18 protein-coding genes are annotated in these 21,748 nt (G+C 53.3%); 10 read left to right on the top strand and 8 right to left on the bottom strand.

Features of this window, described 5'->3' with window-relative positions:
• Positions 1 to 11: 11 nt before the first annotated feature.
• The 7 genes from panF to acuI form a co-directional block, all read right to left on the bottom strand.
• Complete coding sequence (gene panF / locus OGY72_RS15565) at positions 12 to 1,463, bottom strand: sodium/pantothenate symporter (protein WP_126317326.1); 1,452 nt, start codon at positions 1,461 to 1,463, stop codon at positions 12 to 14.
• Positions 1,453 to 1,695: a YhdT family protein gene (locus OGY72_RS15560; protein WP_003828839.1), complete on the bottom strand. Its 243-nt coding sequence runs from the start codon at positions 1,693 to 1,695 to the stop codon at positions 1,453 to 1,455. The genes panF and OGY72_RS15560 overlap by 11 nt, the downstream gene beginning before the upstream one ends.
• Positions 1,696 to 1,802: 107 nt before the next feature.
• On the bottom strand, positions 1,803 to 3,152 hold the full coding sequence (gene accC, locus OGY72_RS15555; protein ID WP_003828838.1) for an acetyl-CoA carboxylase biotin carboxylase subunit: 1,350 nt from the start codon (positions 3,150 to 3,152) through the stop codon (positions 1,803 to 1,805).
• A gap of 10 nt (positions 3,153 to 3,162) precedes the next feature.
• Positions 3,163 to 3,633, bottom strand: coding sequence for an acetyl-CoA carboxylase biotin carboxyl carrier protein (gene accB, locus OGY72_RS15550; protein WP_003025210.1), 471 nt, complete (start codon positions 3,631 to 3,633; stop codon positions 3,163 to 3,165).
• A 392-nt stretch (positions 3,634 to 4,025) separates the two neighbouring features.
• Positions 4,026 to 4,625, bottom strand: a complete 600-nt coding sequence (msrQ, locus tag OGY72_RS15545; RefSeq protein ID WP_126317327.1) for a protein-methionine-sulfoxide reductase heme-binding subunit MsrQ — start codon at positions 4,623 to 4,625, stop codon at positions 4,026 to 4,028.
• On the bottom strand, positions 4,626 to 5,630 hold the full coding sequence (gene msrP, locus OGY72_RS15540) for a protein-methionine-sulfoxide reductase catalytic subunit MsrP (protein ID WP_003828834.1): 1,005 nt from the start codon (positions 5,628 to 5,630) through the stop codon (positions 4,626 to 4,628).
• Between the two features lie 119 nt (positions 5,631 to 5,749).
• Positions 5,750 to 6,724, bottom strand: coding sequence for an acrylyl-CoA reductase (NADPH) (acuI, locus tag OGY72_RS15535; RefSeq protein ID WP_286548213.1), 975 nt, complete (start codon positions 6,722 to 6,724; stop codon positions 5,750 to 5,752).
• Positions 6,725 to 6,949: 225 nt separating this feature from the next.
• Between acuI and csrD the strand changes: the two genes are divergently transcribed.
• The 8 genes from csrD to tldD all read left to right on the top strand — a co-directional run bounded on the left by csrD (position 6,950) and on the right by tldD (position 19,399).
• On the top strand, positions 6,950 to 8,890 hold the full coding sequence (gene csrD, locus OGY72_RS15530) for an RNase E specificity factor CsrD (protein WP_149385011.1): 1,941 nt from the start codon (positions 6,950 to 6,952) through the stop codon (positions 8,888 to 8,890).
• A 306-nt stretch (positions 8,891 to 9,196) separates the two neighbouring features.
• Positions 9,197 to 10,240, top strand: coding sequence for a rod shape-determining protein MreB (gene mreB / locus OGY72_RS15525; RefSeq protein WP_000913396.1), 1,044 nt, complete (start codon positions 9,197 to 9,199; stop codon positions 10,238 to 10,240).
• A gap of 66 nt (positions 10,241 to 10,306) precedes the next feature.
• A complete protein-coding gene (gene mreC, locus OGY72_RS15520) occupies positions 10,307 to 11,329 on the top strand; it encodes a rod shape-determining protein MreC (RefSeq protein WP_003828827.1) in 1,023 nt (340 codons plus the stop codon).
• Positions 11,330 to 11,818 (top strand): rod shape-determining protein MreD, encoded by a 489-nt coding sequence (gene mreD / locus OGY72_RS15515; protein WP_003025196.1) that lies wholly within the window; start codon positions 11,330 to 11,332, stop codon positions 11,816 to 11,818. It begins immediately after the preceding gene.
• A gap of 7 nt (positions 11,819 to 11,825) precedes the next feature.
• Positions 11,826 to 12,419, top strand: coding sequence for a Maf family protein (locus OGY72_RS15510; protein ID WP_048225746.1), 594 nt, complete (start codon positions 11,826 to 11,828; stop codon positions 12,417 to 12,419).
• On the top strand, positions 12,409 to 13,878 hold the full coding sequence (gene rng, locus OGY72_RS15505; RefSeq protein WP_003828822.1) for a ribonuclease G: 1,470 nt from the start codon (positions 12,409 to 12,411) through the stop codon (positions 13,876 to 13,878). The genes OGY72_RS15510 and rng overlap by 11 nt, the downstream gene beginning before the upstream one ends.
• A 111-nt stretch (positions 13,879 to 13,989) precedes the next feature.
• A complete protein-coding gene (gene yhdP / locus OGY72_RS15500) occupies positions 13,990 to 17,790 on the top strand; it encodes an AsmA2 domain-containing protein YhdP (protein WP_286548211.1) in 3,801 nt (1,266 codons plus the stop codon).
• Positions 17,791 to 17,953: 163 nt separating this feature from the next.
• Positions 17,954 to 19,399, top strand: coding sequence for a metalloprotease TldD (gene tldD, locus OGY72_RS15495; RefSeq protein WP_003025183.1), 1,446 nt, complete (start codon positions 17,954 to 17,956; stop codon positions 19,397 to 19,399).
• An 86-nt stretch (positions 19,400 to 19,485) separates the two neighbouring features.
• Here the strand turns inward: tldD and aaeR are convergent, their stop codons facing one another.
• Complete coding sequence (gene aaeR / locus OGY72_RS15490; RefSeq protein WP_003828817.1) at positions 19,486 to 20,415, bottom strand: HTH-type transcriptional activator AaeR; 930 nt, start codon at positions 20,413 to 20,415, stop codon at positions 19,486 to 19,488.
• A gap of 184 nt (positions 20,416 to 20,599) precedes the next feature.
• On the opposite strand from aaeR, the gene aaeX reads away from it, so the two are divergent.
• Together aaeX and aaeA are read left to right on the top strand one after the other, a co-directional pair.
• The gene (gene aaeX / locus OGY72_RS15485; protein ID WP_003828816.1) at positions 20,600 to 20,803 is read left to right on the top strand and encodes a p-hydroxybenzoic acid efflux pump operon protein AaeX; all 204 of its coding nucleotides are present in this window, start codon (positions 20,600 to 20,602) and stop codon (positions 20,801 to 20,803) included.
• Between the two features lie 7 nt (positions 20,804 to 20,810).
• Positions 20,811 to 21,743, top strand: a complete 933-nt coding sequence (gene aaeA, locus OGY72_RS15480) for a p-hydroxybenzoic acid efflux pump subunit AaeA (RefSeq protein ID WP_057067981.1) — start codon at positions 20,811 to 20,813, stop codon at positions 21,741 to 21,743.
• Positions 21,744 to 21,748 lie beyond the last annotated feature (5 nt).

The following is a 21,748-nucleotide window of genomic DNA, read 5'->3' as shown; positions in this document are numbered from 1 at the left end:
GGCAAAACTCTTTATTTATCAGTAGTCAATATGGCGGCTTGCGGGACGGCGGAACCGAAACGGTTGCCTATCAGGAAAGCCAGCAAGCTTATCAGTAACGAGGGCACGATTGGGTGGAAGCCCAGGAACTGAACGTTAAAGGTGGCGAGTAGAGCATAAAGCACGCCGCCGACAATCATCGCGCTCAATGCGCCTGACGCGTTTGCCCGCTCCCAATAGAGGCCCAGCACCAGAGGCCACAGGAAGACGGCTTCCAGCCCGCCAAACGCCAGCAGATTCAGCCAGATAATCATCTCTGGCGGTTTCCAGGCGGCCAGCAACAGTAACGCGCCCAACAGCAGGGTAATCACTGCCGACATGCGTTTCAGCCGGGTTTCGTTTTCCAGCTGTTCCGGGCGAAGGTTCAGGTACAGATCCTTAATGATCGTAGCGGAACTTTGCAGCAATTGGGCATTGATCGTCGACATAATCGCAGCCATAGGTGCGGCGAGGAAAATCCCAGCAGCGACCGGCGGCAGGACTTTGACCATCAGCGTAGGGATAACCAGATCCGGTACCGTCAGGTCAGGGATGACCGCCCGTCCCAGGGCACCCGCCAGATGCATACCAAACATCAGGATCGCCACTACGATGGTGCCGATGATAATGCCGCGGTGTACCGCTTTACTGTCTTTATAAGAGATGCAGCGCACCGCGGTATGCGGTAGGCCAATCACGCCAAAGCATACTAACACCCAGAATGAGGTCATAAACGTGGGTGACAAAATGTCATCAGCGCCCTGCGGCGAGACCAGTTTAGGGTCGATAGTCTGCAGGGTTACCACCGCATTGCTAAGGCCACCGGCAGCATGAACGACGCCGACCAGCAAAACGATAGTACCAATCAGCATCACCATGCCCTGCATGGTGTCGTTCAGTACACTGGCGCGAAAGCCGCCGAACGCCGTGTATAACGCGATGCTGACGCCAAAAATCAGCAGACCGGTTTCGTAGGGGATACCCGCTGCGGTTTCCAGCAAACGTGCGCCGCCAATAAACTGTACGGTCATTGCCCCGACAAACGCGACCAACAGGCTGAGGCTTGCCAGCCATACCAGCAGGCGGCTCTGGTAGCGCGCAAATAGCATATCGTTGAGGGTAACAGCATTATAACGGCGTGCCAGAATCGCGAACTTCTTGCCGAGAATACCCAGCGACAGCCAGACGGCAGGCAACTGGATCATCGCCAGCAGCACCCATCCCAGTCCGTATTTGTAAGCGGCACCAGGACCGCCAATAAACGAGCTGGCGCTAATGTAGGTTGCCGTTAGCGTCATCGCTAACACGACCCCGCCCATGGAGCGGCTGCCAAGGAAATATTCATTCAGGAAGGTACCGGTAACTCTCTTACGCATGGCATAAACTGAGAGACCGAATACCACCAGAAGATAGGCGACCAGCGGTAAAATAACTTCAAGCTGCATCGTCATCCTCCAACGGAATGTCGCGATAGATAAACTTTACCATCGCCCAGCACAGCACGATAAAAACCAGCGGCGTTAACAGGCAGGCCATTTCGAACCAGTGCGGTAAGCCGGTAAAACCCAGCGTTGAATCAGGTAAGTAAGCGGCCACTAACCATGTGACCAGATATAAAAGGGTTAGCCACAGCGCCCAGCGCGCCTCTTTATGGGCCTGAACAAAACGAGCGTCCATTTTTTGTCCCTTGTGGATAAAGAAAGCGGGGATTGTACCTTATGGCACGTGCGGGAGGGGAGAAAAACAAAAGGCCGGAATTTCCGGCCTTTTCGGTTAACGCACGCTTACTTTTCCTGAAGTCCGAGTTTTTTCTCCAGGTAGTGGATATTGGTTCCACCGTGCTGGAAGTGCTCGTCATTCATGATACGGATCTGCAGGTCAACGTTGGTTTTGATACCGTCGATGATCAGTTCCTGCAATGCGTTTTTCATACGGGCGATAGCGACGTCGCGGTTTTCGCCATAGCAGATCAGCTTACCGATCATTGAGTCATAGTACGGAGGTACGGTGTAGCCTGCGTAAATATGAGACTCCCAACGCACACCAAAGCCACCCGGCGCGTGGAAACGCGTGATTTTACCCGGGCTTGGCAGGAAGGTGTTCGGGTCTTCGGCGTTGATACGGCATTCAACCGCATGGCCTTTAACCACAACTTCGTCCTGCTTGATGGACAGCGGTTGGCCCGCTGCGATGCGCAACTGCTCTTTGATCAGGTCAACGCCGGTGATCATTTCGGTTACCGGGTGTTCAACCTGAATACGGGTGTTCATCTCAATGAAGTAGAACTCGCCGTTTTCGAACAGGAACTCGAAAGTACCCGCCCCGCGATAGCCGATATCAACACAGGCTTTGGCGCAACGCTCGCCGATGTAGCGACGCAGTTCCGGGGTAATGCCCGGCGCTGGTGCTTCTTCGACAACTTTCTGGTGACGACGCTGCATGGAGCAGTCACGTTCTGCCAGATAAATCGCGTTACCCTGACCGTCAGCCAGCACCTGAATTTCAATGTGGCGTGGGTTTTCCAGGTATTTCTCCATGTAGACCATATCGTTATTGAAAGCGGCTTTCGCTTCCGCTTTGGTCATGGAGATGGATTGTGCCAGTTCGGCATCGCTGCGCACGACGCGCATACCGCGACCGCCGCCGCCGCCGGAGGCTTTGATGATAACCGGGTAGCCGATGCGTTTAGCATGAGCGCGGTTAGCGTCCATGTCATCGCCCAGCGGGCCGTCAGAGCCTGGGACTGTTGGTACGCCCGCTTTCTTCATCGCGGTGATTGCAGACACTTTGTCGCCCATCAGGCGGATGGTGTCGGCTTTCGGGCCGATGAAGATAAAGCCAGAACGCTCTACCTGCTCAGCAAAGTTGGCGTTCTCAGAGAGGAAGCCATAGCCCGGGTGAATTGCCACCGCGCCGGTGATTTCAGCGGCGCTGATGATAGCCGGGATGTTCAGATAGCTTTTTACGGACGGAGCCGGGCCGATACAGACCGTCTCATCCGCCAGCAATACGTGTTTTAAATCGCGATCCGCACTTGAATGCACAGCGACAGTCTTGATGCCCAGTTCTTTACAGGCACGAAGAATACGCAGGGCAATCTCGCCGCGGTTGGCGATAACAATTTTATCCAACATGTTCGCCTCGTTATTCGATGACGACCAGCGGCTCGTCAAATTCTACCGGTTGACCACTTTCTACCAGAATCGCTTTAACTACGCCGGATTTGTCGGCTTCGATCTGGTTCATCATTTTCATGGCTTCAACGATGCACAGGGTATCGCCCGCATTCACTTTCTGTCCGATTTCGATGAACGCTTTAGCATCCGGGCTCGGGGTGCGGTAGAACGTACCAACCATTGGGGAGCGTACGATGTGACCACTGATTTCCGCTGCTGCCGGAGCTTCCATACTTGGAGAGGCAGTTTGTGCGACAGCGTTAGACAGAGCTGGTTGCTGCATCACTGGTGCAGCATAAGCCTGTTGCATCATCGGAAAACTTGCAGCTGGCGCTGCACGGCTGATGCGTACAGATTCTTCGCCTTCAGAAATTTCCAGTTCGGAGATGCCTGATTCTTCAACCAGCTCGATCAGTTTTTTAATCTTACGAATATCCATGAGTGGGTTCCGTACTCTTTGTTTAGTGAGATTGTGACAGGCGTTTTACCGCCGTCTGTATAGCATTTTTATAACAGTGAGTGACAAGATGCCACGCATCTCAGGCGCTGCACTGAGTGCTGCTGCCATTAAGTGAGATTGCCAGACTTGTTAGTCATTGTGCGGCTATCTTCTGCCATTTTCGGGTAAAAGACAAAATATACCTTCAATATGCGATTGTCACCCTTCCAGCGCCTTAAAAACACTACCGGGGATAGCAAAGTCGCACATTATAACTATTTCGTAGCAATTGGCAGCTAAATACTGGTCTTATCAGGGAAGATAATCAACCGTTAACATGTAAAGAAAATCGGATCGTCAGTGTTTTGCAACGCACTGCACATATCGTGAAACTACCGCCACCACTGGCGAAACTTCTTGTAACGGCACGCTAACAGCACCGCAGCGATCGCTGCATAAATAATCGGTTGAGGGGAGATAATTTTTACCGACCACAGATAATGTATGGGTGTCAGGATCGCCACAAGATAGACGAAGTTGTGCAAATACTGCCAGCTTTTACCCAGCTTTCGCTGTGCAGCCTGCGTAGACGTTAAGGTGAGGGCGAATAATATGACCCAGCTGGCAATGCCCAATGTTAAATAAGGTCGCGTAAGTAATTCCCGCCCTAATAACGCCAGATTATTAATGCCCAGCTCCAGTAACGCGTAGCTGGTTAAATGCAGCGTTGCCCAGGCAAAACACCATAGTCCTAACAGGCGACGTGTGCGTATCAATAATGGCTGTTTAGCGTAACGCGCGAGTGGAGAGACCAGCAAGGTCGCCAGCAAGAATTTCAGAGCTGTCCTACCGGTAAAGTGCTGGATATCTTTGACCGGATCGGCGCTCAGGCCGCCGTGATTTACCGCCCAAAATAGCCAGATAAACGGCAAAAAACCGGCAAGATGCAGGCAAACTTTCAGCCCGGTAATGTGCTTTGCAGTCAGACGCACTTAAAAATTCTCCTGCAAATTGAGTCCGCGATACAGTGACGCAACCTCTTCGGCATAGCCGTTAAACATCAGCGTGGGCTGACGCTGTACGTCCAGAATACCGCCAGCGCCAATAAAACGCTCGGTGGCCTGGGACCAGCGGGGATGATCGACATGCGGATTCACGTTGGCATAAAACCCGTATTCATTGGGCGCGGCCAGATTCCAGGTTGTCGGAGGGCGTTCGCGCGTGAGTTTGATACTCACAATCGACTTAATGCCTTTAAATCCATATTTCCACGGCACAATTAAGCGAATGGGCGCGCCATTTTGTGGCGGAAGGGCTTTTCCATAAACCCCCACTGTAAGCAACGTGAGTGGGTGCATCGCTTCATCCAGACGCAGTCCTTCAACATAGGGATACTTCAACCCGCCGCCAATAAAGCGATCTTTTTGTCCCGGCATTTCCTCTGGTGCGTACAGCGTTTCGAACGCGACATACTTCGCATTGCTGGTGGGTTCCACCTGCGCCAACAGTTTATGTAACGGAAAGCCAATCCATGGCACGACCATTGACCAGGCTTCCACACAGCGCATCCGGTAAATCCGTTGCTCCAGCGGGAAACGGGTGGTCAAGGTGTCGTGATCGAGAGTGAGTGGTTTGGCGACCTCACCACTGATTTTTAATGTCCACGGATCGGTTTTCAGGCTACCCGCGTTGGCTGCCGGATCCGCTTTGTCGAGACCGAATTCATAGAAGTTGTTGTAGCCAGAAACTTTATCCGCTGGGGTTAAAGGAAGCGAATTTTGCCAGGCGGCGGGCTTGCTGAAATTAAGCGGCTTTCCCGCGGGCGCGGGCGGGCGGTCATTACCCTTAAACCAACTCAGAAGGTCAGCCTGCGCAGAGTGGGGTAAAGACAACGCGGCTGCGCTGATCCCTAATGCTTTCAGCACCTGGCGACGCTGCATAAAAAAAGCCGACTCGTCAGTGACGTCGGCTTCTGTAAATGGACGTAATTTCTTCATAACAGACTCCCGGCTTACGCGTCATAACTGACAGGGGACGCGTAGTTAATATGGCAGGGAGTCTGTAGATGTGCCGCGAAATTTCGTTAATTAAGTGTAAATTTCTGCGCCAGGGTCTGTTACTTCACCTTCACCAGCGTACGACCTTGCACCTGGTTATTGATGATGGCATCGGCGAACTTCGGCGCATCCGCCAGCGTAATTTCCGTTGCCGCCTGAGCATAGAAAGATTCCGGCAGATCCTTAACCAGACGCGCCCAGGCTTCTGCACGGCGTGCCGGCGGGGTCATCACCGAGTCCACTCCTTGCAAACGAACGTTACGCAGAATGAATGGCATCACCGTGGTTGGCAGAGCGAAACCGCCCGCCAGACCGCAGGCGGCAACACAGCCGCCGTAGTTCATCTGCGCGAGGACTTTCGCCAGAACTTTGTCGCCAACGGTATCCACCGCGCCAGCCCACAGCTGTTTTTCCAGCGGACGAGACTCGGCAAACTCATCGCGACCAAGAATACGGTTTGCGCCCAGGCTTTTCAGGTAGTCGTGGGTGCTTTCACGGCCCGAAACCGCCGCAACCTGATAACCCAGCTTATGCAGTAACGCAACGGCCGTGCTGCCCACGCCTCCGCTGGCGCCTGTGACGACAATCTCACCGTCTTGCGGACGAATTCCTGCATCTTCAAGCGCCATGACGCAAAGCATGGCGGTAAAGCCAGCGGTACCGATGACCATGGCTTTACGTCCATCCAGCCCTTTTGGCAGCGCAACCAGCCAGTCGCCTTTCACGCGTGCGCGTTCTGCCAGTCCACCCCAATGATTTTCACCCACGCCCCAACCGGTCAGTAAAACCTCCTGACCCGCATGAAAACGGGGATCTTCGCTTGCGCGCACGATACCGGCGAAATCGATACCAGGAATCATCGGAAAATTACGAATGATTTTTCCCTTGCCGGTGATAGCCAGGGCGTCTTTATAGTTCAGGCTTGACCAGTGGACATCCACCGTCACATCGCCTTCCGGTAGCTGATTTTCGTCGAGGGGTTGAACGGATGCGAGGGTTTTTCCGTCCTGCTGTTCTAAGATCAAAGCCTGCATAACCTGTCCTCAATTCGTATAGTGGATTGGAAAATTAATAATGAAGACTATACTCGCTAATCAAAACATGATGCCGATTCTGCGCAATAAATTGCCAGATATACCTGATTTGGTAGTATGCCCTCACAGTTTGTATAAATTGACGGATTTTGCCTTCAGTTTTGCATTTTAGAGTCGATTTATTACTTTCAGGCCTGTTTCATAACTGTCGGAGTTAACACAAGGATGCGATTAACGACGAAATTTTCAGCTTTTGTCACGCTGCTTACTGGGTTAACGATCTTCGTGACTCTGATCGGCTGTTCGCTGAGTTTCTACAACGCTATTCAATATAAGTTCACCACGCGCGTTCATGCGGTCGCGACGGCGATTGATACGCATCTGGTCTCCAGAGATGTCGTTACGTTAACCCCGCAAATCGATGAGCTGATGGTTTCTGTTGATATCGTGCGCATCGAACTGTTGCAGGGCGGAAATGTGGTGTATGACCACTCACGCACCAGCAGCTACCGACCGGCAGGAACGAACAATCTCTACCGCGAGATTACCGTACCGTTGGTCAAGCATCCGGGTATGTCATTGCGTCTGGTTTATCAGGATCCAATGGGTAACTATTTCCATTCGCTACTGACCACAGCACCGCTCACGATAGCCATTGCTTTCATTATTCTGATGCTCTTTTTGTCTGTGCGCTGGCTTCAGCGCCAGCTTTCAGGTCAGGAACTGCTGGAGATTCGTTCCACGCGTATTCTGAACGGCGAGCGTGGACCGAACGTGCGGGGAACGGTCTATGAATGGCCTGCGCGTACCAGCAGTGCGCTCGATATGCTGCTGACTGAAATTCAAAATGCCCGCGAGCAACGCAGCCGCCTGGATACGCTGATTCGTTCCTATGTCGCACAGGATACAAAAACCGGGCTAAGCAACCGCTTGTTCTTTGATAACCAACTGGCCACGCTGCTGGAAGATCAGGAAAAAGTAGGCTCGCATGGCGTCGTGATGATGGTGCGCCTGCCGGATTTTACGCTGCTGCGCGATAGCTGGGGAATCACCCTCGCAGAAGAACAAATCTCGACGCTGATCAATTTGTTGTCGACTTTTATGACGCGATATCCGGGCGCGTTGCTGGCGCGCTACCACCGTAGCGATTTTGCTATCCTGCTGCCACACCGCACGTTGAAAGAGGCGGAAAGCATCGCCGGGCAATTATTAAAAGCGGTAGATGCACTTCCGGCTAATAAAATGATCGATCGTGCCGATATGGTTCATATTGGCATTTGCGTTTGCCGCAGCGGTCAGTCGCCGGAGCAAGTGATGGATCATGCTGAAGCCGCCACCCGGAATTCGGTATTGCAGGGCGGAAATAGCTGGTCGGTCTATGATGACTCGCTGCCGGAAAAAGGTCGGGGCAACGTACGCTGGCGTACGCTTATCGAACAGATGCTTAGCCGGGGTGGGCCGAGAATTTATCAAAAGCCTGCAGTAACGCGTGAAGGCCGGGTGCACCATCGGGAGTTGATGTGCCGTATTTTTGATGGCAACGAAGAGGTCATTTCGGCGGAATATATGCCGATGGTCCTGCAATTTGGTCTGGCAGAAGAATATGACCGTTTGCAGATAAGCCGTCTGATCCTGCTTTTGGGCTACTGGCCGCAGGAAAATCTGGCGATGCAGACAACGGTTGAATCGCTTATTCGTCCACGTTTTCAGCGCTGGCTGCGTGATACGCTGATGCAGTGCGAAAAATCATTACGCAAACGCATAATTATTGAACTTGCTGAGGCAGATGTCTGTCAACATATCAGCCGGTTACAGCCCGTCATCAGATTGATGGATGCGCTGGGCGTGCGTATTGCCGTTACGCAGGCGGGGTTAACGCTGGTGAGCACCAGTTGGATCAAAGAGCTTAACGTTGAGTTATTGAAGCTGCATCCAAGTCTGGTGAGGAACATTGATAAGCGAACGGAAAATCAGCTTCTGGTTCAAAGTCTGGTGGAGGCCTGTTCGGGAACACCCACGCAGGTTTACGCCACGGGCGTACGTTCGCGTAGTGAGTGGCATACGCTGACAGAACGCGGAGTTGCAGGTGGGCAAGGGGATTTTTTTGCCGCATCACAACCACTTGACACTAACGTGAAAAAATATTCGCAAAGATACTCGGTTTAACCTGCCGTTTAATTTGTTTTCACGTAGAATAACGCGCGCTGTGCCTTCTGGGGGTGTGCTTGCCTGCTCGCCAGGTTGTAACAGCAAACATGCAGGTGAATGACCTTTGACAGGTTGCAAACAAAAGCGAGGAGTGCTGCTGATTTATTCAGCCCTGATGGACTCAGGCCGGTTTTGTAACAAAGGAAACGAACTGCACTAATTTTCACCGTAGCAGATGATTTTTGCGCCTTGTCGCTGCTGCGTGTGGTTGGTAAAGTAAGCGGATTTTGTTTTCCGCCCCAGCTTTCAGGATTATCCCTTAGTATGTTGAAAAAATTTCGTGGCATGTTTTCCAATGACCTGTCCATTGACCTGGGTACCGCGAATACCCTTATTTATGTAAAAGGACAAGGCATCGTATTGAATGAGCCTTCTGTTGTGGCCATTCGTCAGGATCGTGCCGGTTCGCCGAAAAGCGTGGCTGCAGTAGGTCATGATGCGAAGCAGATGCTGGGTCGTACGCCGGGCAATATCGCTGCAATTCGCCCAATGAAAGACGGCGTTATCGCTGACTTCTTCGTGACTGAAAAAATGCTCCAGCACTTTATCAAGCAAGTGCACAGCAATAGCTTCATGCGCCCAAGCCCGCGCGTACTGGTGTGTGTACCGGTTGGAGCAACTCAGGTTGAACGCCGTGCGATCCGTGAATCAGCTCAGGGCGCAGGTGCTCGTGAAGTCTTCCTGATCGAAGAGCCGATGGCGGCCGCGATCGGTGCGGGTCTGCCAGTTTCTGAAGCAACCGGTTCAATGGTTGTGGATATCGGTGGCGGTACCACTGAAGTTGCCGTTATCTCCCTGAATGGTGTGGTTTACTCCTCTTCTGTCCGTATTGGCGGCGATCGCTTCGATGAAGCCATCATTAATTATGTTCGTCGTAACTACGGTTCCCTGATCGGTGAAGCGACCGCAGAACGTATTAAACACGAGATCGGTTCCGCTTATCCGGGTGACGAAGTGCGCGAAATCGAAGTTCGCGGTCGTAACCTGGCTGAAGGCGTTCCGCGCGGCTTTACCCTGAACTCCAACGAGATTCTGGAAGCCCTGCAGGAACCGCTGACCGGTATCGTGAGCGCAGTAATGGTTGCACTGGAACAGTGCCCGCCGGAACTGGCGTCTGACATCTCCGAACGCGGTATGGTGCTGACCGGTGGTGGTGCGCTGCTGCGTAACCTTGACCGTCTGTTAATGGAAGAAACCGGTATTCCAGTTGTTGTTGCTGAAGATCCGCTGACCTGCGTGGCGCGCGGCGGCGGCAAGGCGCTGGAAATGATCGACATGCACGGCGGCGACCTGTTCAGCGAAGAGTAATCGGATGCAGGTTGGGTAGCCCCCGCGGGTTGCCCTTCCGCTCTGATACGAGAATACGCATAGACTATGAAGCCAATTTTTAGCCGTGGCCCGTCGCTACAGATTCGCCTTATTCTGGCGGTGCTGGTGGCGCTCGGCGTTATTATTGCCGACAGCCGCCTGGGTACGTTTAGTCAAATCCGAACGTACATGGATACCGCCGTCAGTCCTTTCTACTTTATCTCAAATGGTCCTCGTGAATTACTCGACGGCGTGTCGCAAACGCTGGCTTCGCGTGACCAACTCGAACTTGAAAACCGTGCGTTGCGTCAGGAACTGCTGCTGAAAAACAGCGAACTACTGATGTTGGGGCAATACAAACAGGAGAACGCGCGTTTGCGTGAGCTGCTGGGATCGCCATTGCGTCAGGACGAACAAAAGATGGTGACGCAGGTCATCTCAACGGTTAATGACCCTTACAGCGATCAGGTCGTGATCGACAAAGGGAGCGTTAACGGCGTCTACGAAGGCCAGCCGGTTATTAGCGACAAAGGCGTAGTAGGTCAGGTCGTGGCGGTGGCTAAATTGACCAGCCGCGTGCTGCTGATTTGCGATGCGACGCATGCGCTGCCTATTCAGGTACTGCGTAATGATATCCGCGTAATCGCTGCGGGTAACGGTTGCACCGACGATCTTCAGCTCGAACACCTGCCGGCCAACACCGACATTCGCGTTGGCGATGTGCTGGTCACCTCGGGTCTGGGTGGACGTTTCCCTGAAGGTTATCCGGTTGCTGTTGTTTCTTCCGTTAAGCTGGACACTCAGCGCGCTTATACTGTGATTCAGGCTCGCCCGACTGCGGGTCTGCAGCGTCTGCGCTATCTGCTGCTGTTGTGGGGTGCCGATCGTAATGGCGCAAACCCGATGACGCCGGAAGAAGTACACCGCGTTGCTAATGAACGTCTGATGCAAATGATGCCGCAAGTTCTGCCTGCACCAGATACCATGGGACCGCCTGCGCCGATGCCAGCACCTGCAACAGGCGTGGCTCCAGCGCCCGCAGATACCACGCCGCCACAACCTGCTCCGCGTAAGCCGGGAGGACAGTAAGTGGCAAGCTATCGTAGCCAGGGACGTTGGGTGATTTGGCTCTCGTTCCTTATTGCACTGTTGCTGCAAGTCATGCCCTGGCCGGATGACATTCTGGTTTTCCGGCCAAACTGGGTGCTGCTCATCTTGTTGTATTGGATCCTGGCGCTGCCGCATCGCGTAAATGTGGGCACGGGATTTGTGGTGGGTGCCATACTGGATCTTATCAGCGGCTCCACGCTTGGCGTGCGCGCATTGTCGATGAGTATCATTGCTTATCTGGTCGCGCTGAAATTCCAGCTATTCCGCAACCTCGCGCTCTGGCAACAGGCGCTGGTGGTCATGTTGTTATCACTGGTCGTGGATATTATTGTTTTCTGGGCCGAGTTTTTAGTGATCAACGTCTCTTTCAGACCTGAAGTGTTCTGGAGTAGTGTAGTGAATGGTGTGCTTTGGCCATGGCTATTCTTACTGATGCGTAAAGTCCGTCAGCAGTTTGCGGTGCAATAAGGTTGATATGAATACTCTGTATCTTGCTTCAGGTTCTCCACGTCGTCAGGAGTTGCTCGCTCAGCTTGGTGTTACGTTTGAACGACTGGTCCCTGGGATTGAAGAACAGCGGCACCCGCAGGAAAGCGCGCAGCAGTACGTTTCCCGTCTGGCGCGCGAAAAAGCGCAGGCTGGCGTAGTACTGGCACAGCGCGATTTGCCGGTATTGGGTGCGGATACCATCGTTATCCTTAATGGCGAAGTGTTGGAAAAACCGCACGACGCCGCCCATGCCGCAGCAATGCTGCGCAAACTGTCGGGCAAAACGCATCAAGTTATGACGGCCGTGGCACTGGCCGATCGCCAGCACAGTCTGGACTGCCTGGTAGTGACGGAAGTGACATTCAGAGCACTAACCGATGAGGACATCGCGGGCTATGTTGCCAGCGGTGAACCAATGGATAAAGCAGGTGCATACGGTATTCAAGGGTTGGGTGGCTGTTTTGTCAGGAAGATAAATGGCAGCTATCACGCCGTAGTCGGCTTACCGCTGGTAGAAACGTATGAGTTGCTGACCAATTTTAACGCACTGCGTGAGAAAAGGGATAAACATGACGGCTGAATTGTTGGTAAACGTAACGCCATCGGAAACTCGGGTGGCTTACATTGATGGCGGTATTCTGCAGGAAATCCATATTGAACGTGAGGCGCGACGCGGAATCGTAGGCAATATCTACAAAGGTCGTGTAAGTCGTGTACTTCCGGGTATGCAGGCGGCTTTTGTAGATATTGGACTGGATAAAGCCGCATTTCTTCACGCTTCTGACATCATGCCGCACACCGAATGCGTGGCGGGTGAAGAACAAAAACAGTTCACTGTACGCGACATTTCTGAACTGGTGCGCCAGGGTCAGGATCTGATGGTGCAGGTGGTAAAAGATCCGTTGGGAACTAAAGGCGCACGCCTGACGACGGACATCACGCTTCCTTCCCGTTATCTCGTCTTTATGCCGGGGGCGTCGCACGTTGGCGTATCCCAACGTATTGAAAGCGAAACTGAACGCGAACGCCTGAAAAAAGTGGTGGCGGATTACTGCGATGAGCAGGGTGGATTCATCATTCGCACGGCGGCGGAAGGCGTATGTGAAGAGGATCTTGCCTCGGATGCTGCCTACCTGAAGCGCGTCTGGACGAAAGTCATGGAGCGTAAAAAGCGCCCACAAACGCGCTACCAGATGTACGGTGAACTGGCACTGGCACAGCGCGTGTTGCGTGACTTTGCCGATGCGCAGCTTGACCGCATCCGCGTCGACTCCCGTCTGACCTATGAGGCGTTACTGGAATTTACGGCGGAATATATCCCCGAGATGACCAGCAAGCTGGAACATTACAGCGGGCGTCAGCCTATTTTTGATCTCTTTGACGTAGAGAATGAAATCCAGCGCGCGCTGGAACGCAAAGTTGAGCTGAAGTCCGGCGGTTATCTGATCATCGATCAAACCGAAGCGATGACCACCGTCGATATCAATACTGGCGCGTTTGTTGGGCATCGTAATCTCGACGACACTATCTTTAATACTAATATTGAAGCAACGCAGGCCATTGCTCGTCAGCTGCGTCTGCGTAACCTCGGCGGTATTATCATTATCGATTTTATCGACATGAATAATGAAGATCACCGTCGCCGGGTGCTGCACTCCCTGGAGCAGGCTCTGAGCAAGGATCGCGTAAAAACCAGCATTAACGGTTTTTCACAGCTGGGCCTGGTGGAGATGACACGCAAGCGCACACGTGAAAGCGTGGAGCATGTACTGTGCAACGAGTGTCCGACCTGCCATGGGCGTGGTACGGTGAAAACGGTGGAAACCGTATGCTATGAAATCATGCGCGAAATCGTGCGCGTACACCATGCATATGACTCTGACCGTTTCCTGGTTTATGCCTCTCCGGCAGTGGCTGAAACCCTGAAAGGTGAAGAGTCACACGCGTTGGCGGAAGTTGAGATCTTTGTCGGCAAACAGGTCAAAGTACAAGTCGAACCGCTGTATAACCAGGAGCAGTTCGACGTCGTCATGATGTAAATCGTGTAGTGGCACCCGCGTATGTAAGCCGGATAAGGCGCAAGCGCCATTATCCGGCAATATTCACTCAAGGGGTGTGAGTCATATTTTTTGGTAGACAAGGAGAGGCGCGTGAGGCGATTGCCGGGGATTTTACTGCTCACTGGAGCCGCATTCGTTGTCATCGCAGCGCTGTTGGTCAGTGGACTGCGCCTTGCGTTACCTCATCTTGATAGCTGGCGTCCGGCCATTCTTGGCAAGATTGAATCCGCCACAGGTCTGCCTGTTTCCGCCAGCCAGCTTTCTGCCAGCTGGCAAAATTTCGGTCCTACGCTTGAAGCGCGTAATATCCATGCGCAGCTGAAAGATGGGGGAGAATTTTCGGTAAAACGCGTCACGCTGGCGCTGGATGTCTGGCAAAGTTTGCTGCACATGCGCTGGCAGTTTCGCGATCTCACCTTCTGGCAACTTCAGTTGCGCACCAATACTCCTATCCAGCGCAGCGAAGGCGGAGATGGGATTGAAACCGGCCATCTCAGCGATCTCTTCCTGCGTCAGTTTGATCATTTCGATCTACGCGACAGCCATATCAGCTTTATAACCCTCTCAGGTCAACGTGCTGAACTGGCGATCCCACAGCTTACCTGGCTGAACGGTAAAAATCGGCATCGCGCCGAGGGTCAGGTCAGCCTCTCCAGCCTGACCGGACAGCACGGCGTTATGCAGGTGCGTATGGATCTGCGTGATGACGAAGGGCTGTTGAATAACGGTCGGGTCTGGCTGCAGGCAGACGACATCGACGTCAAACCGTGGTTGGGCAAATGGATGCAGGATAATGTCGCGCTGCAAACCGCGCGTTTTAGCCTGGAAGCATGGATGACGATCAGCAAAGGCGTCGTTTCTGGTGGCGATGTCTGGCTAAAAAAAGGCGGGGCAAGTTGGCTGGGTGAAAAACGTAAGCACACGCTCTCCGTCGATAATCTGACGGCGCACATCAGCCGTGAAGAGGCGGGCTGGCAATTCTCTATTCCCGATACCCGTATCACCATGGATGATAAACCCTGGCCGAGCGGGGCATTAACGCTGGCCTGGATCCCTGAGCAGGAAGTCGGTGGCGAGAATAACAAACGCAGTGATGAGCTACGCATTCGTGCCAGTAATCTGGAACTGGCCGGGTTAGAAGGACTGCGTCCGATGGTGTCCAGGCTATCGCCTGCGCTGGGTGATATCTGGCGGGCCACGCAACCCAGCGGCAAAATAGATGTGCTTGCGCTGGATATCCCGTTACAGGCGACAGAAAAAACCCGCTTCCAGTCCTCGTGGACCGATCTGGCCTGGAAACAGTGGAAGCTGCTGCCGGGGGCAGAACATTTCTCCGGTACGCTTGCGGGAAGCGTTGAAAATGGGGCGCTTACCGCCTCCATGAAACAAGCAAAAATGCCGTATGAAACCGTCTTCCGAGCGCCGTTGGAAATAGAGAACGGCGTGGCGACGCTAAGCTGGCTGAAAAATGATAAAGGCTTCCAGCTAGATGGGCGCAACATCGATGTTAAAGCGAAAGCGGTACGCGCGCGTGGAGGTTTTCGCTATCTGCAGCCCGCCGGTGATGAGCCATGGTTGGGTATTCTGGCCGGTATCAGCACCGACGATGGCTCTCAGGCCTGGCGCTATTTCCCGGAAAACCTGATGGGCAAAGAGCTGGTTGACTACCTCAGCGGCGCTATTCAGGGCGGTGAAGCGGATAACGCCACGCTGGTGTATGGCGGTAACCCGCATCTGTTCCCGTATCTGCACAATGAAGGGCAGTTTCAGGTTCTGGTGCCGCTACGTAATGCGAAGTTTGCTTTCCAGCCCGACTGGCCTGCGCTAACCGATCTCAATATCGAACTGAACTTCATTAACGATGGCCTGTGGATGAAGACGGATAGCGTCAATCTGGGCGGCGTGAAGGCCAGTAACCTGACGGCCAATATTCCCGACTATGCAAAAGAAAAGCTGCTGATTGATGCCGATATCAATGGGCCAGGCAAGGCGGTTGGACCTTATTTTGATGAGACACCATTGAAGGATTCTCTCGGCGCCACGCTGGAACAGTTGCAAATTGACGGTGATGTGAATGCTCGCTTACATCTTGATATTCCGCTAGACGGCTCGCTGGTTACTGCCAAAGGCGACGTCAACCTGCGTAATAACAGCCTGTTTATTAAACCGCTCGACAGCACGCTGAAGAATTTGAATGGTAAATTCAGCTTTATCAACGGCGATCTGAAGAGCGAGCCGATGACGGCGAACTGGTTTAATCAGCCGCTGAACGTCGACTTCTCCACCACCGAAGGGGCGAAAGCCTATCAGGTAGCCGTGAACCTGCAAGGCGACTGGCAGCCAACCCGCATGGGGATTTTACCGGTGCAGGTCAACGATGCCTTAAGCGGCAGCATGGCGTGGAATGGCAAGGTGGGTATCGATCTTCCGTATCATGCCGGGCCGACCTACGACATTGAGCTAAAGGGTGACCTGAAGAATGTAAGTAGTCACTTACCTGCTCCGCTGAATAAAGCGGCCGGTGAGGCGTTGCCGGTAAACGTTAAGGCTAACGGCAATCTGCGCAGCTTTGAACTGACCGGTAATGCTGGCAGTAAGAACCACTTTAACAGCCGCTGGTTGCTGAATCAGAAACTGACGCTTGACCGCGCTATCTGGACGTCGGAAAGCCGCACTGTGCCCGCGTTACCCGATCAGCAAGGCATTGAGCTTAATCTTCCCCCTATGGATGGCGCGCAATGGCTGGCATTGTTCCAAAAAGGCGCAGCGGATAACGTTGGCACTAATGCCAACTTCCCACAACGCATCACCGTGCGTACGCCATCGTTATCCCTGGGCGGTCAGCAGTGGAATAATTTGAGTATTGTGTCTGAGCCTGCGAGCAATGGCTCTATCGTACAGGCGCAGGGTCGTGAAATTAACGCCACGCTGGCGATGCGCAATAATGCGCCATGGTTGGCCAATATTAAGTATCTTTATTACAACCCCAGCGCGGCGAAAGCGTCACCGGGCAACACACCAGCCTCGCCGTTTTCCGCCGTGGACAACTTCAGCTTCCGCGGCTGGCCGGACCTTCAGTTACGCTGTGCCGAGTGCTGGATGTGGGGACAGAAATATGGGCGTATTGACGCCGATGTAGCAATTAAAGGCGACACGCTAACGCTGAGCAACGGTCTGTTGGATACGGGATTTGCCAGACTGACCACCGATGGCGTGTGGGTGAATGCGCCGGGCAAAGAACGAACGTCACTGAAGGGTAAACTGAGCGGTAATAAAATTGACTCCGCTGCCAGTTTCTTTGGCGTATCGACCCCGATTCGTAACTCTTCGTTCAACGTGGAATATGACCTGCACTGGCGTAACCCGCCATGGGATCCGGATGAAGCTTCGCTGAATGGGATTTTGCGTACCCGGTTGGGCAAAGGTGAGCTTACTGAACTCAGCACCGGACATGCGGGGCAACTATTGCGACTGCTGAGCTTTGATGCGTTGCTACGTAAACTGCGTTTTGATTTTAGCGATACCTTCAGTGAAGGTTTCTATTTCGACTCGATTCGCAGTACGGCGTGGATCAAAGATGGCGTGATGCATACCGACGACACGCTGGTGGACGGTCTGGAGGCAGACATTGCGATGAAAGGCTCAGTGAACCTGGTCCGTCGGGAGCTGGATATGGAAGCCATTGTCGCGCCTGAAATTTCTGCCACCGTAGGGGTTGCCGCTGCGTTTGCTGTCAATCCGATTGTCGGCGCGGCGGTGTTTGCTGCCAGTAAGGTTCTGGGACCATTGTGGAGCAAAGTTTCGATTCTGCGCTATCGCATCACCGGTCCGGTCGATAAGCCGCAGATTAACGAAGTTCTGCGCCAGCCGCGCAAAGAAAGCCAGCAATGATTTGACGGGGGCGAGTAATTGCCCCAATCTCAGTACAGTGATCTTCTACCGCAGTCCGTAGGCCGGAAAAGGCGTTCACGCCGCCATCCGGCATTGAAGTGCCTGATGGCGACGCTGGCGCGTCTTATCAGGCCTACAACAGAAACTAATGAGTACCAAAACGATGAGTCTGAACCTGGTAAGTGAACAATTGCTAGCGGCGAATGGCCTGAAACATCAGGATCTGTTTGCCATTCTGGGCCAACTGGCCGAACGCCGTCTTGACTACGGCGATCTCTATTTTCAGTCGAGCTATCACGAATCCTGGGTTTTAGAAGACCGCATCATTAAAGACGGTTCTTACAATATCGATCAGGGTGTTGGCGTGCGCGCCATCAGCGGCGAAAAAACAGGGTTTGCCTATGCAGACCAGATTAGCCTGCTGGCGCTGGAGCAAAGTGCTCATGCTGCCCGTACTATCGTGCGTGACAGCGGTGACGGCAAAGTAAAAACGCTGGGGGCGGTGGAGCATCAGGCGCTTTACACCTCGGTTGATCCGTTACAGAGCATGAGCCGCGAAGAGAAACTGGATATTCTGCGTCGCGTTGATAGCGTGGCCCGTGCCGCCGACAAACGCGTCCAGGAAGTAACCGCCAGCCTGACCGGTGTTTATGAACTGATCCTGGTAGCCGCGACCGACGGTACGTTGGCCGCTGACGTTCGTCCGCTGGTACGCCTGTCCGTAAGCGTACAGGTGGAAGAAGATGGTAAGCGCGAGCGCGGCGCCAGCGGTGGTGGCGGTCGTTTTGGCTATGACTATTTCCTGGGCGACCTCGATGGTGAAGTCCGTGCTGACGCGTGGGCGAAAGAGGCCGTACGCATGGCGTTGGTTAATCTGTCCGCAGTAGCAGCGCCTGCTGGTACGCTGCCGGTAGTACTCGGCGCTGGCTGGCCTGGCGTTCTGCTGCATGAAGCGGTCGGTCATGGTCTGGAAGGCGACTTTAACCGTCGTGGTACCTCGGTATTCAGCGGTCACATGGGTGAGCTGGTGGCGTCGGAACTGTGTACCGTTGTGGATGATGGCACAATGGCGGACCGTCGTGGCTCTGTGGCTATTGATGATGAAGGCACTCCGGGTCAGTACAACGTGCTGATCGAAAACGGTATTCTGAAAGGCTACATGCAGGACAAACTGAACGCGCGCCTGATGGGCGTTGCGCCAACGGGTAACGGTCGCCGTGAATCTTACGCGCACCTGCCGATGCCACGTATGACCAACACCTACATGCTGCCTGGGAAATCCACGCCGCAGGAAATCATCGAATCCGTTGAATACGGTATTTATGCGCCTAACTTCGGCGGCGGCCAGGTGGATATCACCTCCGGGAAATTCGTGTTCTCGACGTCTGAAGCGTATCTGATTGAAAACGGTAAAGTAACCAAACCGGTGAAAGGCGCGACGCTGATTGGGTCTGGTATCGAAGCGATGCAGCAGATTTCAATGGTAGGTAACGACCTGAAGCTGGATAACGGGGTTGGTGTGTGCGGTAAAGAAGGGCAGAGCCTGCCGGTGGGCGTGGGCCAGCCGACGCTGAAGGTGGATAACCTGACGGTAGGTGGTACTGCATAACATCATGATGTATGCCCGATAAGCACCAGTGCTATCGGGCATCTTTCCGGACGCGGTGTCAACGCCTTATCCGGCCAATACTCTTTTTATTTCTCTTTTCCCCGGCCGTACATCCCCTGAAAAAGCTGCGCCACATCGACAAAATAATCCGTCAGATAGTTAATCACTACCTGGACCTTGAGCGGCAATTTGTCTTTTTCGGTATACAGCGCATAGACCGGACGCGGATCCGACTGGTAGCGGGGAAGGAGGATCTCCACTTCGCCACGATTGATCTCATTGATCACCCACATCAGCGGCACATAGGCAATGCCCGCACCCGCAGCCAGCCAGCGCACCAATGTCATCGGATCGTTAGTCACAAAACGCCCCTCTGGTATCAGACGGGTGGAAATTCCTTCCGGAGCGATAAGCTCGAATTCATTATCCGGGCGCACGCTGTATTCCAGCCACGAGTGGTTGCTGAGATCGGCGGGTTTCTCCGGGGCACCAAACTGTGCGAGATAGCTTTTAGCCGCGCAGACTACCATCGGCATGGCGCCCAGGCGACGCGAGAACAGACTGGAGTCCTGCAACGCACCGACGCGGATAACCACGTCCAGACCATCGGCGATTAAATCCGGTGCCGGGATGCCTGTTACCAGATTTACCGTCAGACCGGGGTATTCCTTCAGCATTGTCGCGGTCAATCCGGCGAGGACATTTTGTGCCATGGTTGAAGAACAACCAATGCGCAGCGTGCCGATGGGCGTGTTGTTAAAGGCATAAAGCTGCTCGTGAACATCCTGCGCTTCGTGCAGCATTCTCCGGCAGCCCTGATAGTAAATTTTACCGGCTTCGGTCAGCCCAATGCTGCGTGTACTGCGGTTTAGCAGCTTAACCTGTAGCTCATCTTCCAGTTTGGAGACCGTCTGGCTTATCGATGAAACGCTCATTTGTAGCTGTCTTGCGGCGGCGGTGAAGGAACCCAGTTCGACGACTTTGGCGAACACCGACATACGTTTTAATCGTTCCATTGTTCACTCTGGCTTAAAAGTGATTTAGATCACATAATATAGATAACAGCATAACAGTTACGTTAATATATTATTATTCAAATAACAGCTATGTCGCTCTCGCCTGGCTCATCCTTGCCCTTCTCTGCGGTGACATACGCTAGAAAATCTATCACCTGCACTCTCTTAAGTTACCAAGGTCAACATGAGTCTGTTTCCCGTTATCGTGGTGTTTGGTTTGTCCTTCCCACCGATTTTTTTCGAATTACTTTTGTCACTGGCGATTTTCTGGCTGGTGCGCCGGATGCTGGTTCCAACCGGCATCTATGATTTTGTCTGGCATCCGGCTCTGTTTAACACCGCGCTGTATTGCTGTCTGTTCTATTTAATAACGCGCCTGTTCGTTTGAGGTTGAAGTGAAAACACTAACAAAAAAACTCTCCCGTACGGCCACGACTCTCGTACTGGTCATTCTGGCCTTCATCGCTATTTTTCGCGCATGGGTGTATTACACCGAGTCGCCATGGACACGTGATGCGCGTTTCAGCGCAGATGTCGTCGCAATTGCGCCGGATGTAGCGGGTCTTATTTCCAACGTTAACGTCCATGATAACCAACTGGTGAAAAAGGATCAGATCCTGTTCACCATCGATCAGCCACGCTATAAGAAAGCCCTTGAGCAGGCCGAAGCTGATGTTTCTTATTATCAGGTTCTGGCCCAGGAAAAACGCCAGGAAGCTGGTCGTCGTAACCGCCTGGGCGTGCAGGCCATGTCTCGTGAAGAGATAGACCAGTCAAACAACGTCCTGCAAACCGTATTACACCAGCTTGCGAAAGCACAAGCGACCCGCGACCTGGCAAAATTAGATCTGGAACGTACCGTCATTCGCGCACCAGCTGACGGTTGGGTCACTAACCTGAACGTCTATAGCGGTGAATTTATTACGCGTGGTTCCACAGCGGTGGCACTGGTCAAACAGCATTCTTTCTATGTGCTGGCTTATATGGAAGAAACCAAACTGGAAGGCGTTCGCCCTGGATATCGCGCTGAGATCACCCCGCTTGGCAGTAATAATGTCTTAAAAGGCACCGTTGATAGCGTGGCGGCGGGGGTAACAAATGCCAGCAGTACGCAGGATGCAAAAGGTATGGCGACCATTGATTCAAATCTGGAATGGGTGCGCCTGGCGCAGCGTGTACCGGTGCGAATCCGCCTTGATGAGCAGCAGGGAACTCTGTGGCCTGCCGGGACGACGGCTACCGTTGTCATTACCGGTAAGCAGGACCGTGATGCAAGCCAGGAGTCCTTCTTCCGTAAAATGGCGCACCGCCTGCGTGAGTTTGGTTAATCGCG

It is taken from the genome of Citrobacter sp. Cpo221, from assembly GCF_030332345.1.
Classification (GTDB): domain Bacteria; phylum Pseudomonadota; class Gammaproteobacteria; order Enterobacterales; family Enterobacteriaceae; genus Citrobacter; species Citrobacter portucalensis.
The sequence above is the reverse complement of the archived record's forward strand: the minus strand, read 5'-3'. Positions and strand labels throughout refer to the sequence as shown.